General features: G+C 67.7%; 12 protein-coding genes. 5 read left to right on the forward strand and 7 right to left on the reverse strand.

From position 1 onward, the window contains the following. Nucleotides 1-192 precede the first annotated feature (192 nt). Both J2853_RS12650 and J2853_RS12655 read left to right on the forward strand, forming a co-directional pair. Nucleotides 193-1,689: a DUF4158 domain-containing protein gene (locus J2853_RS12650; protein WP_307557572.1), complete on the forward strand. Its 1,497-nt coding sequence runs from the start codon at nt 193-195 to the stop codon at nt 1,687-1,689. Next, nucleotides 1,690-2,376, forward strand: coding sequence for a Tn3 family transposase (locus J2853_RS12655; protein WP_307557574.1), 687 nt, complete (start codon nt 1,690-1,692; stop codon nt 2,374-2,376). Here the strand turns inward: J2853_RS12655 and J2853_RS12660 are convergent. Further along, a protein-coding gene (locus tag J2853_RS12660; RefSeq protein WP_307568558.1) for an IS3 family transposase occupies nt 2,333-3,543 on the reverse strand; the annotation gives its coding sequence in 2 pieces (ribosomal slippage) (nt 2,333-3,234 and nt 3,234-3,543; 1,212 coding nt in all). The two genes, J2853_RS12655 and J2853_RS12660, sit on opposite strands and share 44 nt — an antisense overlap. 44 nt (nt 3,544-3,587) lie before the next feature. On the opposite strand from J2853_RS12660, the gene J2853_RS12665 reads away from it, so the two are divergent. After that, nucleotides 3,588-4,601, forward strand: a complete 1,014-nt coding sequence (locus J2853_RS12665; RefSeq protein ID WP_307557576.1) for a Tn3 family transposase — start codon at nt 3,588-3,590, stop codon at nt 4,599-4,601. Between the two features lie 306 nt (nt 4,602-4,907). Here the strand turns inward: J2853_RS12665 and J2853_RS12670 are convergent, their stop codons facing one another. Both J2853_RS12670 and J2853_RS12675 read right to left on the reverse strand, forming a co-directional pair. After that, nucleotides 4,908-6,083: a CU044_5270 family protein gene (locus tag J2853_RS12670; protein ID WP_307557578.1), complete on the reverse strand. Its 1,176-nt coding sequence runs from the start codon at nt 6,081-6,083 to the stop codon at nt 4,908-4,910. Continuing rightward, nucleotides 6,080-6,631, reverse strand: a complete 552-nt coding sequence (locus J2853_RS12675; RefSeq protein ID WP_307557580.1) for an RNA polymerase sigma factor — start codon at nt 6,629-6,631, stop codon at nt 6,080-6,082. The genes J2853_RS12670 and J2853_RS12675 overlap by 4 nt, the downstream gene beginning before the upstream one ends. Nucleotides 6,632-6,934: 303 nt before the next feature. Between J2853_RS12675 and J2853_RS12680 the strand changes: the two genes are divergently transcribed. Beyond that, nucleotides 6,935-7,894: a site-specific integrase gene (locus J2853_RS12680; RefSeq protein ID WP_307557582.1), complete on the forward strand. Its 960-nt coding sequence runs from the start codon at nt 6,935-6,937 to the stop codon at nt 7,892-7,894. A gap of 269 nt (nt 7,895-8,163) precedes the next feature. Here J2853_RS12680 and J2853_RS12685 read toward each other — a convergent pair whose 3' ends face one another. Then, nucleotides 8,164-9,075 carry a site-specific integrase gene (locus J2853_RS12685; protein ID WP_307557584.1) on the reverse strand — a complete coding sequence of 304 codons (912 nt, stop codon included), beginning with the start codon at nt 9,073-9,075 and terminating at the stop codon, nt 8,164-8,166. A gap of 44 nt (nt 9,076-9,119) precedes the next feature. Here J2853_RS12685 and J2853_RS12690 point away from each other — a divergent pair. After that, nucleotides 9,120-10,330 (forward strand): IS3 family transposase gene (locus tag J2853_RS12690; RefSeq protein WP_307568558.1). Its coding sequence is split into 2 segments (ribosomal slippage): nt 9,120-9,429 and nt 9,429-10,330, totalling 1,212 coding nucleotides; the frame shifts between segments, so codons are not numbered across the junction. On the opposite strand, the gene J2853_RS12695 is transcribed toward J2853_RS12690, so the two are convergent. From J2853_RS12695 to J2853_RS12705, 3 genes are all read right to left on the reverse strand, one after another. After that, nucleotides 10,287-10,688 carry a hypothetical protein gene (locus J2853_RS12695; RefSeq protein ID WP_307557586.1) on the reverse strand — a complete coding sequence of 134 codons (402 nt, stop codon included), beginning with the start codon at nt 10,686-10,688 and terminating at the stop codon, nt 10,287-10,289. The two genes, J2853_RS12690 and J2853_RS12695, sit on opposite strands and share 44 nt — an antisense overlap. Nucleotides 10,689-11,089: 401 nt before the next feature. Next, a complete protein-coding gene (locus J2853_RS12700; protein ID WP_307557588.1) occupies nt 11,090-11,413 on the reverse strand; it encodes a helix-turn-helix domain-containing protein in 324 nt (107 codons plus the stop codon). After that, a complete protein-coding gene (locus tag J2853_RS12705; protein WP_307557590.1) occupies nt 11,410-12,486 on the reverse strand; it encodes a tyrosine-type recombinase/integrase in 1,077 nt (358 codons plus the stop codon). The genes J2853_RS12700 and J2853_RS12705 overlap by 4 nt, the downstream gene beginning before the upstream one ends. Nucleotides 12,487-12,511: the final 25 nt, after the last annotated feature.

Below are 12,511 nucleotides of genomic sequence, written 5' to 3' on the forward strand. Positions count from 1 at the left end.
TCGGAAGGTCTGACAAGGATGACGCGTGAGTGAACACGACGACCGGTCCCGGTTCGAGACGGCGTACCGGCGAACTTATGAGCAACTCCTCGGATACGGGTACGGCCGGAATACGACGGAAACACACCGCGGCCTGACGGCTGATCGTTAGGGTGGGCGTCGTCATGTTGATGATGGTCTGGGAGGTTACTGGTGACCTCGATAGACCGAACCGCGTATCCACGCTTCGCGCGCGTGGTCTCGGCGCGAGAGCTGGTGGAGAACTTCACACCGACCGATACCGAGGTGAGCTGGGCGCGCGGCCACACCCAGGATGAGCATCATCTGTTGATGTTGGTGGTGTGGCTGAAGTCTTACCAGCGGCTGGGGTACTTCCCGAAGATCGCTGAGGTGCCGGCGGCCGTGTCCGAACATGTGCGCGGGGCGTTGGGGCTGGCCGATGAGGTGGAGCTGCGGCAGGCTGCGCCCATGACGGCCAGTCGCCATCGGGCTTTCGTTCGCAAGCGCATGGGTGTGTCATATGAGGCGGCCCGGGTCCGGCGGATCGCCGAGGAGGCCGTGCGCAAGGCCGTGCAGTCCAAGGACAACCCGGCCGACCTGATCAACGTGGCGCTGGAGGAACTGGTCCGCGCTCGATGTGAGTTACCCGGCTACACCACGTTGGACGCGATGACCGCGGCGATCCGCGCCGAGGTGAACACCGGGTTCTTCCAGGCGGTTGCGGGGCGGCTGGATGCGGCGGCGCGGGCGCGGCTGGCCCGTCTGCTGGTGGTGGATCCGGTCAGTCGGCGCAGCGAGTTCGACCGGTTGAAGGACGTGGCCCAGGCGGCGTCGCTGGGCAAGTTCAAGGAGCGGCTGGCGCTGCTGGGCGACATCGATGCGATCGGTGCGACCGGGACGTGGCTGAAGGCGGTGCCGCCGGGGAAGGTCGCGCATTTCGCTGGGGAGGCACGGGTCACCGACGCTGCGGACATGCGCAAGGTGGGCGAGGACAAGCGGTTCACGCTGCTGGTGAGCTTCGTCCACACGGTCGCTACCGGCGTCCGCGATGACGTGGTGACCATGTTCTGCAAGCGCATGGCGGCCATTCACAAGAAGGGCCGTGATCACCTGGAGGCGCTGCGCGAAGCCCATCGGGCGGAGTCCGAGCGCCTGCTGGAGGTGTTCGGCGACGTTCTGTCCGTGGTGCGCGACGCCCTGGTCCCGGCAGGCAGTGGTGACCCGGCGGCCGGTGAAGCCTCACCGGCGCCGGTGGCGGCGCATGACGTCGCGGAGCGGGCCGGGCACCTGGTGCTGAAGACGTTGGAGCGGGCCGGTGGCGTGGAGGCGCTGGCTGGCGCACATGAGGCGATCTCGGCGCACCATGGCAACAACTACCTGCCGCTGCTGGATCAGCACTATCGCTCCCACCGCGCGGCGCTGTTCACCTTGGTCGAGGCGATCGAGCTGGAGGCCACCACGGCCGAGCGCAGCGTGCTGGAGGCGGTGGAGTTCCTGCGCGCGTTGCGTGGCGCCAAGGCCGCGTTCGTGCCCGAGCAGATGACGGTGGAGCGGCCCGACCCTGCGGGTGATCCGGTCACAGCCACCTTGAAGATCAACGTCGATGCCTTCGCCTCCGGGCAGTGGCGCAAGGTCCTGCGGGACAAGAATCGGCCCGGGATGCTGGTGCGCCGCCATCTGGAGGTGTGAGTGTTCTCCTACCTGGTGGCCGAGCTGCGCTCCGGCGACATCGCCGTGGCCGGGTCGGACTCCTTCGCCAATCTGCACGATCAGCTCATGTCGTGGGAGGAGTGCCGGCCGCTGGTGCCGGCGTTCTGTGCTCAGGCGGGTATCCCGGTCGAGGCGAGCGCGTTGACCGCGCACTACCGCGACAAGCTGTCCGCCATAGCCGCAGTGGTTGACGTCGGGTACCCGGGCAACACCGATCTGGTGCTGGAGGGCGGCCGGCCGGTGCTGCGCCGCCGCAAGGGGGCCGACCGGCGGCCCCAGGCGCTGGAGCTGGAGGCCGCCATCCATGATCGGCTGCCGCAGCGTGCGCTGCTGGACATCCTCACCCGCACCGCTTACCTGCTGGGCTGGTACCGCCATTTCGGGCCCGCCTCCGGCTCCGACCCGAAGATCCGTAACGCGATGGCCCGGTACGTGCTGACCGCGTTTGCCTACGGGACGCTGCTGGGCCCGGCCCAAGTCGCCGCGCACATGCGCGGCACGGTGAGCGTGCACGAGCTGTCGCTGGCGGGCAACAAGCACACCACCGCCACCAAGATCGACCAAGCGTGTGCGGACGTCATCAACGCCTTGGGCCTTGGCCCCAAAATGTGGACACCAGCTGTCATGCGGCGAGCAGGACCCTATCGGACCGCTGCTCGTAGGTGATCGGGCTGAGGTAGTTCAGGCTGGAGTGCCTCCTTCGGGTGTTGTAGCGAGTGATCCACTTGAAGACCTCCAGGCGAGCCTGGCGGGCCGAGGACCAGCGTTTGGCGCCCTGCAGCGTCTCGCGTTTGAGAGTGGCGTTGAACGCCTCGGCGGCAGCGTTGTCCGCGCTTGTCCCGACGGCGCCCATCGACTGGCGAACACCGAACTCCTTGCACACGGCGGCGAAGTCGGCGGAGGTGTATTGCGCCCCGTGATCGGAGTGAAAGACCGCCCCGGCCAGGTCACCACCCCGCGTGGCGGCGGCTGCCCGCAGCGCGTCGGTCACCAGCTCGGTGCGCATGTGATCGGCGATCGACCAACCAGCCAGGCGACGTGAATGCAGGTCCAGCACCGTCGCGAGATACAAGAACTGTCCCTCACCGACGGGCAGATAGGTGATGTCGCCCACGTACCGCTGGTTCGGCGCGGCCGCGGTGAAGTCCCGCTTGATCAGGTCGGGCATCTTCTGATGGGAGGGCTCGGGCACCGTGGTGCGGACCCTCTTACGCAGATGCAGCCCGACGATGCCGAAGACCCGCATGATCCGCGCCACCCGCTTGTGATTGACCCGCCGGCCCGCATCGCGCAGCTCGGCAGTCACCCGCGGGCTGCCGTAGGTGCCATCGAAGTCGGCGTGGATCTGCCTGATCTCCGCCGCGAGCGCAGCGTCGGCCGCCGTCCGCACCGCCCTCGCCGGTGTGGCGGCCACCCACCGATAGAACCCCGACCGGGAGACCTCCAGCACTCGGCACAGTCGCTTCACCCCGAAGGCGTCACGGTGATCGGCAACGAACTGGAAGCGACTCACCAGTTCGTCTCCCCGGCGAAATACTTGGCCGCCCGCCGCAAAATCTCGCGCTCCAGCTCCAGTTCCCGGATCCGGGCCCGCAACTGCTTGTTCTCCTCTTCCAGCACGTTGCCGGAGGTTACCAATCCCGTCGGCGGCCTCTTCACCGAGCCCGTCTTCGGAGCAGTGCCGGCAGACCGCGCCTGGTGCACCCACAGGCGCAACGTCTCACGGTTGACGCCCAGGTCCTTGGCCACCGACGCGTACGTCCGCGACGGGTCCGACAGATACAACGCGACGGCGTCTGTCTTGAACTCAACTGAGTAGGCCTTCATGGCCACGAGGAACTCCTTGGTCTCCAGATCTCTATGATCTGGCACTCAAGATGTCCACACCTCGGGGTGAAGGCCCCTTCGCCAAGCTGGACGTGGCGAGCGTATGGGGCGACGGTAAGACGGTCGCGGCCGACGGCTCGCAGATCGACACCTGGGAGAACAACCTGCTGGCCGAAACGTCAATCCGGTACGGCGGATACGGCGGCATCGCCTACCGGCACGTCTCCAACACCTACATCGCCCTGTTCAGCCGCTTCATCCCGTGCGGGGTGTGGGAGGCGGTCTACATCATTGAGGGCCTGCTGCGAAACGAATCGGATATCCAGCCCGACACCATCCATGCCGACACCCAAGGCCAGGCGCTGCCGGTCTTCGGCCTCGGCGCGCTGCTGGGATTCGACCTGCTGCCCCGCATCCGCAACTGGCACGACCTGATCTTCTACCGGCCGGACGAGAAAACCCGTTACGCCCACATCGACTCGCTGTTCGGCGACGACGCGGTCGACTGGGACCTGATCGAGAACCACTGGAGCGACCTGCTCCGCACGGCGATCTCGATCCGGGAGAACCGGCTGTCGTCGGTGACGCTGTTGCGCCGGTTGGGCAACCACTCCCGCAAGAACCGCCTGTATCGAGCCTTCCGCGAGCTCGGCCGCGCGATCCGCACCATCACGCTGCTGCGCTACCTGTCGGAACCGCAGCTACGTGAGCAGATCACCCAGGTCACCAACCGCAACGAGGCCTTCCACGGCTTCGCCGACTGGCTGATGTTCGGCGGCAAGATGATCGGCCACAACGACCCCGACCACCAGGAGAAGGTGGTGAAGTTCAACGAGCTGATCGCCAACTGCGTCATCTACTCCACCGCCTGCGACATCACCGACGCCGCCAACGACATCGCCGCCGAAGGCCGCCCCGTCGACCTCGACGACCTGGCCACCGTCTCGCCCTACATCACCCACACCGTGCGCCGGTTCGGCAACTGGACGCTCGACCTAACCCCGCCGGAGCAGAACCCCACGACCCGGCTCGACCTCGAACCCCGCGTGCTGTTCCCGGCCTGACTGCAAGAAGACGAGCGCAAGAGGGCCCGGCACCGCACCCCCAGCCCTCAGCGACACCTGCCCAGCGATCCTGAAGAAGGCGGTGGTGGACCGCGCCGTGCGCGGGCCACCACCGCCACCACCGCGCCAGGAGCCGACCTGGCAGCACATCGTCGTGCCCGACGATGTGGCCTCGGCGCCGTCGGCTTACCAGCCCAACTACTTGCCCGCCACCAGCTCTGGCAAGCGCCTGGCGGCGGTGATCACTAAGAAGACGATGCGCCGCCGACCCCTATGCCGGCCCTCGCGCGCGGATTGGTGAGCGACTCAGTTCCGATGCGTGGGCAGTTCTGGGCGTTCGTTGGTCCAGCCGATCGCCTGGTAGGAGGTGGAGAGACGCAGCTCCGCCTGCCGTCCGTTCGCGAGCTTGGTTGTGTTCGTCCTGACCTCGGCAAGAAGCAGGCCGGTGCTGGGATCGACCACGAGCTGAACCTTGGTGAACAGGCCCGGCTCTATTTCCTCCTGATAGCTGAGTGTCTGCCCGCGTCGGCCGAGCGGGTCTGTCATCTCCCCCTCGGCCCGTATGCCGGGCAGAGACGCGAGGATCCGGTACGCGGATGCACGAACCTCGGGCGAGGCCGGCAGGCCACTGATGATGCTCACGCAGTCTCGCAGAAGGATATGCGCCGTCGCCTCCTCTACGTCTGTCCCGGGGTCAGGGTCCGCCGTCAGCTGCCGGGTGATGCGCTCTTCCAGGTAGTTCCGGAGCGTCTCGGGCTCGTTCGGGATCGCGCGCACCTCCTTCCAGGTCATCAAGTCCGAGTCCCCCGCCATGTCGCCGGCCGAGCCCTTCCACTTGCCGTGAAGCCGTTCGGCGGTTCGCTCACCTGCCGCTGCCTCCAGCGGCTTGGACGGGACGGAGAACAGCTCCTCCGTCTTCATGTTCTTGGGGTATCGCCAGCTGGTAGGCGAGCCCGCGGCCCGCCAGGCCGCCTCGTCTTGCGGGGTCGCGGGCTTGACGCCGAGATCCTGGCCGATGCGCCAGTACTGCAGATCCGGCCGCTTCGCCAGCCACGTCTCAAGGGACCGACTGCCCTCGAGCACATAGCTGCGCGTGGGGTCGGTCAACATCCACTGGTTGACGGTCGCGATGCGCCAGTAGTCGCCGCTCGCAGGGGCCTTCTCCATGGCGACGGCAGCAGCGAGCAGGATCTGCCGGGCAGTCGGTTCGGCCGTCGCGGACCCCGACGTGCTGGGCTGAGGTGCGACGGAGACCGTGCTGTCAGACAGCATCGCGGGGGCGATGACCGCTACCGCGACGGCGGCCGCGGCCAGGCCGAGCAGAGCGCGGCCAGGAGAGAGCAGGAGCCGCCGCCGGGCCGGAACGCGCTCCAACACGACGATCTCCGCCAGCAGCGCGTCCGCCCCCGCGGTGGACGCCCGGCCGGCCAGGTCCTCATCCAGCACCCTCGCCCGGTCCTTGAAGATCTGGTCGTTATTCACCGTGACTCCTTCTCGATGAGCGGCCGTGACGCGAAACGGGCGGCCGATGGGCGGGTCTTCTCCAGGGCCTTGGCGAAGCGCTTGCGGGCCCGGTGCAGGCGGATACGGGCGGCGTTGCGCGAGCAGTCCAGCACTGTGGCGATCTCGCCGGGGTCGAGCCCCTCCCAGAGGGTCAGGGCCAGCAGCTCACGATCGCTGTCGGCGAGCATGCCCATGGCTTCATCCACGCCGTCCCGCTCACTGTGGCGGGAGGGAGCGGTGTAGAGGTGTTCGACCTCGTCGGTGAGTTCGGCGTGCCGGGTGAGCCTGCGCCGCTCGCCGCGGCGGTGGTTGGCCAGGACCCGCCGGGCCACGCCGTACAGCCAGAGCTTGCCGGCCTCACCGTCAGGGAGCTCGGATATCCGCCGCCAGGCGATCACATAGGTCTCGGCCACAACATCAGCGGCGTCCTCGGGAGAGGAACACCGCCGCACGGCATATCCGAGGATCTGCTCATAGGTTCGCCGGTACACCGCCTCAAACCGGGACCGGTCGTCTTGTTCACTCACGCGTCATCCTCGTCAGACCTTCCGAACGCTGCGGGCTTTCACTTCCTACGTGTCCGCGGGCGACGGCAGAATTTCAGGCCAGGCCTGAAATTCTGAGCCGATCGGAGCGGGCCCGCGACCGGCGGCGTGCGAAAACCCCGGACCAGCAGGTCAGGCTCGCCGCCACTATCAGTCAGATGTGACAGAGAACTCGTATTACCTGTCACACTGGCCTCCGTCGCCGTGCTCCGGCCCAGCTCGCCGAGCGGCGGGCCGAGGGCGACTCGGCAATGTTATGTGTCACATCGGCGCGGGAGGTTCCTGATGATGGTCGTGCCGTTCCCCACCCCGCCCGCCGAGACCGCCGGCGGCGAGTCCGTCGCGGTCGCCGTCGACCGGTACCTCGACTCCGTCCAGACCAAGACCACCCGTGACAGCTACGCCGAGACCCTCGCCCGGCTGGCCACGCTCGCCGGGGACCGGCCCGCCGCGGTGCTCACGCCCGAGGACTACGCCGCGGTGATGAACAGGTGGGACGGCGCGGCGGCCGCTACCTGGAACCGGCACCTGTCCGCGCTCACTTCCTTCACCGCCTGGGCCGGACGACAGGAGATCCTCACCACTAACCCGGGACGCCGACTGGAACGGCGCAAGCCCGCCCGCCGCGGCGACCGGTCGATCCCGCGCACCCGGCTGGACAAGCTGTTCACCGACGACCGGCACGGCCTGCGCGAGCGGGTGCTGTGGCGGATGCTCTACGAAACGGCGGCCAGAGCCGAGGAACTCCTGTCCCTGAACATCGAGGACCTGGACCTGGAGTTCCGGCGCGGCCGCGTCACCTCCAAAGGCGGAGCGACCGAGTACGTGCACTGGGCCACCGGCAACGCCCGCCTCCTGCCCCGGCTCCTGCGCGGCCGCACCACCGGGCCGCTCTTCCTCGCCGACCGGCGCGCTCCTGCCGCCGGATCGCGCGCCCCGGCGGCCGCCGATATCTGCCCGGAGACCGGGCGCGGCCGGCTGTCCTACCCGCGCGCCGAATACCTGTTCAAGCAGGCCACCGCCGCCCTCGACCCGCACGGGACCGGGTGGACGCTCCACCAGCTGCGGCACTCCGCGCTCCAGCACCTGGCCGTCGACGGCCGCACCGCCCCCGAGCTCCAAGCCAAGTCCCGGCACCTGCACCTGGGCAGCCTCGGCCGGTACGTCCAACTCGGAGAACAGACCTCCGCACAGGTCACCGCCGACGCCGACGCCGACTCCGCCGCACGACGCCGGACCCGCTAACCGCCGCAGTGCGGCGACCTGTATCGGAACGGTGAACGGCGATAACTCCGGCCAGGCCGACCCACTAACGCCGTTTTCCGTTCGGTTGCAGCTCGACCCCCAGCACCACCCCGCCGCCCGACGACGCAAGCGCTGACGTCAGACGCGACGCCGACACCACGCGGTGTGTTTCTGGCGTACTCCGGCCGTACCCCGGGATTCCCCAGAGTTCATGCGAACTGAAGGTTCATCAGGCTGAACTTAAAGGTCTTCACACATCATGGATGGTTTCAGCCCTTGGGTTCGCCTGAATGCGCAGGGTCTTGTTCTTCTGCGGCCATGGTGAGCAGCTCGCGGGCGGAGTCGGCGTAACGGATCGCAGTCTTGGTGTCGAGGCCAAAGACCGAGGCAAGGTGGAGCGGGTCGCCACCACAGGCGAGAGCTTCTTCGAGGATCCGGTCCATGCGCAGCCGTTCCAAGGTGGCGGCCTGCCTGTGAAGGATGAGCGAGGCGCCCTGGCCGCTGGCTGGCGCCGTGGTCGTGGCTGTTATGTGATTGACGAGCAGATGCGGGTTGGCGGTGTCGGGCCAGCGGGCGGCGCGGTGGCGGAACCAGTCGAGGAGCAGCCGGTGGGTGAGGTCGTCGAGCGGGCGGGCTTGTCCGGCGATGATGATGCGGCGGTTGCCGAGGTCGACGTCGTCCAGGCGTAATGCGAGCATCTCGGCCGCGCGGGCGGCGTGGACTCCGGCGAGCGCGACCATGACTCGGGCCGCGGGAGTCATGGCGGCCTGGACGGACTGGTCGATGTCGTCTGAGAGCAGCGGCTGCAGGACTCCGTAGGGGTGCTGGCCGACTTTGAGGCCGCGGGTGGGATCGCGGAAGATCGCGCCGTTCTTCCTGGCGCGAGAGAACAAGGACCGCAGCGAGATCAGGGCGTGGCGACGTTGTTGGCCATGAAGCTGATCGAGCGCAGCATGGACGTCGTCGCGGGTGACCTCACGGAGGTGGTCGTAGCGGTCGGACCAGGTCAGCAGGATCGGCCGAATCCGGCCCATGTATCCATAGACGGTCGCCGGGGCTCGTGCCTTGTTGCGCGGGCCGCCGTCGTGCAGGATCCGCAGCCAGGCCTCGACGTCCCGGCTGATCCCAGGGGCAAGGCCGTCGAGCTTGCCGGTGGGGCCTTCACCCCGAGGTGTGGACATCTTGAGTGCCAGATCATAGAGATCTGGAGACCAAGGAGTTCCTCGTGGCCATGAAGGCCTACTCAGTTGAGTTCAAGACAGACGCCGTCGCGTTGTATCTGTCGGACCCGTCGCGGACGTACGCGTCGGTGGCCAAGGACCTGGGCGTCAACCGTGAGACGTTGCGCCTGTGGGTGCACCAGGCGCGGTCTGCCGGCACTGCTCCGAAGACGGGCTCGGTGAAGAGGCCGCCGACGGGATTGGTAACCTCCGGCAACGTGCTGGAAGAGGAGAACAAGCAGTTGCGGGCCCGGATCCGGGAACTGGAGCTGGAGCGCGAGATTTTGCGGCGGGCGGCCAAGTATTTCGCCGGGGAGACGAACTGGTGAGTCGCTTCCAGTTCGTTGCCGATCACCGTGACGCCTTCGGGGTGAAGCGACTGTGCCGAGTGCTGGAGGTCTCCCGGTCGGGGTTCTATCGGTGGGTGGCCGCCACACCGGCGAGGGCGGTGCGGACGGCGGCCGACGCTGCGCTCGCGGCGGAGATCAGGCAGATCCACGCCGACTTCGATGGCACCTACGGCAGCCCGCGGGTGACTGCCGAGCTGCGCGATGCGGGCCGGCGGGTCAATCACAAGCGGGTGGCGCGGATCATGCGGGTCTTCGGCATCGTCGGGCTGCATCTGCGTAAGAGGGTCCGCACCACGGTGCCCGAGCCCTCCCATCAGAAGATGCCCGACCTGATCAAGCGGGACTTCACCGCGGCCGCGCCGAACCAGCGGTACGTGGGCGACATCACCTATCTGCCCGTCGGTGAGGGACAGTTCTTGTATCTCGCGACGGTGCTGGACCTGCATTCACGTCGCCTGGCTGGTTGGTCGATCGCCGATCACATGCGCACCGAGCTGGTGACCGACGCGCTGCGGGCAGCCGCCGCCACGCGGGGTGGTGACCTGGCCGGGGCGGTCTTTCACTCCGATCACGGGGCGCAATACACCTCCGCCGACTTCGCCGCCGTGTGCAAGGAGTTCGGTGTTCGCCAGTCGATGGGCGCCGTCGGGACAAGCGCGGACAACGCTGCCGCCGAGGCGTTCAACGCCACTCTCAAACGCGAGACGCTGCAGGGCGCCAAACGCTGGTCCTCGGCCCGCCAGGCTCGCCTGGAGGTCTTCAAGTGGATCACTCGCTACAACACCCGAAGGAGGCACTCCAGCCTGAACTACCTCAGCCCGATCACCTACGAGCAGCGGTCCGATAGGGTCCTGCTCGCCGCATGACAGCTGGTGTCCACATTTTGGGGCCAAGGCCCGTGAGCCAGTCCTCGAATGAGGGCCGCCGGTCGTCGCGGAACATGCCCATGCGCTTGAGCACGTCGGTGGTGCGGCCGACCCCGATCACCCGCTTGCGCAGGAAGGGGGACATCTCCGAGTGCAGGACGGGCTCCCCGTCGACCCGGTCGGCCAGCAGCACGGCCAGGCCGTACTCGATGTCGTCGCGGACTCCGCGTTTCCAGCCGCGGGCCTCGCCGATGATGTGGATGGTCCAGCGGGCCCAGGCCATCAGCGGGTCGTCCAGGCCGAGGCGCTCTCGCGCGTCGAACCGCGAGTAGTCACGAGGAAGGTCAAACAGCCGCAATGGCGTTCCCGGGCTCGGGGGACGCGCTGCCGGGATGGGGACCGGCTTGGGAGGGCGACCGATCCGCCCGCTCGGGTTGCGGATCCGGGTGCTCGCCCGCCGCTTCCGGCCCCAGAGCGGAATCAGATGAGCCAAGAAGAGCTGGTGAGAGTTGCCTCGGGAAAGGAGTGATCGCACTCCGGCAGCCGGGCCGCTCGTCTCCGCGTCGAGGCGGGCCTGGCACCAGCACAACCGGCAGTAGCCCTCGCGCAGCGGCAGCTGGCGACCGCATCCCGTGCAGCGGCCGGTCGGGAGGCGGAAGGCAAACGAAGCGCAGGCCCCGCATCGCGGGGCGGACAACATGCCCCAGGCCAGGCAATCTGTGCAGCTTCTAGGCAGCATCGGCGTCGGCTCGATCTCGGTCACGTCGGCGGCAGAGACCGCCCGTCCTTGCGCTTGGGCGTCACCGACGGGCCTCCCGCTGAGACCGCCGCAGGCTGTTCGGCCTGCTCGTCGACGCGCTTGACCTTGTCGGGCTCGGCGATGAGGAGTTCCTCGACCCCGCAGCCGAGGACGGCGCAGATGACGTTGAGGTCGTCGAGCTTGATGCTGGCCGGCTCGCCCGACCAGAGCCCGGACATCTTTCCAGCACTCATTTTCAGGCCGTACTCGGCAAGCATCCGCTGGAGCTCGGACGCCTTCCAGATGCCGCGGTTGGCGGCCGCCAGGCGCAGGTTCCACCTCATCGCCGTAGTCCTTCCAATCTGGTGGCCGCACGCGCTTGACCTGCGAGCCAGGCGTCCTCGACGTGAGTCGAAGGGACGTGAACATATCTCATGGTCGTGGCGATCCAGGCGTGGCCGAGGACTTCCTGGATCGCGAGCAGATCCATCCCAGCCAGATAGAGCTGGGAGGCGCAGAAGTGCCGCAGGACATGGGGCGTAATGTCGTCCGGCCAGTCCGGCAGATGCGCCGTGGCCGCCTTGGCAAGCGCGGCGCGGATGGTCTCGTCGCCGACCCGGGAGACGGTGCCGTCGGCGTTCTTGCGCTCCGACAGCAGCAGCGGAACACCTGGTCGGGTGTGGTCGTCGCCGAACTGGCCCCACACGTCCTCGACGAACCAGCGCAGTGTCCCGCCCGCGTTGTTGATCAGCGGGACCATCCGTTCACGCGGTCCTGAGCCGCGGGTGCCCTTGCCGTGACGGACATGGAGCTTGCCGAAACGGCCGAGATGCCATTTGACGTCGGCCAGGTCGAGCTTGCAGGCCTCGTTCACGCGTAACCCGACATCGGCCATCAGCCGGCAGGCCGTGTAGTTCCGGGCGGCCGGACCGAACTTCCGGCAGGTCGACAATTCCTCCCGCCAGCCCGAGAACATTCGGGTGACTTGTTCGGCGGTCGGCGGGATACGAATCTTGGCCTGCTGATGGCCGCGGGGCCGGTTCATCTCGTCGATCGGGCACTCGACGACTCTGCCTGTCATCTGGTGGATCTCGACCTTGTGCCGCAGCTCCAGGAACAGGAAGAACGTCTTGATTGCCTGGGCCCGCGCCAGCCGGGTGCCCTTCGCCGTGACGCGTAGGACCTTGCCGAAGTACGTATCGGCGTCGGAGGGATCCATCTCCCACAGCGGCCGGCCGAACCAGGCCCGCACCTGCTCCAGGTGCATCACGTCGGAAGAGATCGTCCCGTCCGACAGTCCCGCCGCCGCTCGTGCCAGCACGAAACCCGCCAGCACGTCGGTCTCCAGGGCCTCAAGATCCTCCGCCGTCGCCGGAGCTCTTGCAACCCGCAGATCTTTCACCACTGCCAGCGCCAACTCCGGCCTCCTCGCCTTCAGCTTC

The sequence above is a fragment of the Streptosporangium lutulentum genome (genome assembly GCF_030811455.1).
GTDB lineage: Bacteria > Actinomycetota > Actinomycetes > Streptosporangiales > Streptosporangiaceae > Streptosporangium > Streptosporangium lutulentum.

Coding starts and splice junctions, on each gene's coding strand:
- J2853_RS12665 (WP_307557576.1), top strand. CDS start 3,588: ATGTCCACACCTCGGGGTGAAGGCCCCTTCGCCAAGCTGGACGTGGCG.
- J2853_RS12680 (WP_307557582.1), top strand. CDS start 6,935: ATGATGGTCGTGCCGTTCCCCACCCCGCCCGCCGAGACCGCCGGCGGC.
- J2853_RS12685 (WP_307557584.1), bottom strand. CDS start 9,075: ATGTCCACACCTCGGGGTGAAGGCCCCACCGGCAAGCTCGACGGCCTT.
- J2853_RS12700 (WP_307557588.1), bottom strand. CDS start 11,413: ATGAGGTGGAACCTGCGCCTGGCGGCCGCCAACCGCGGCATCTGGAAG.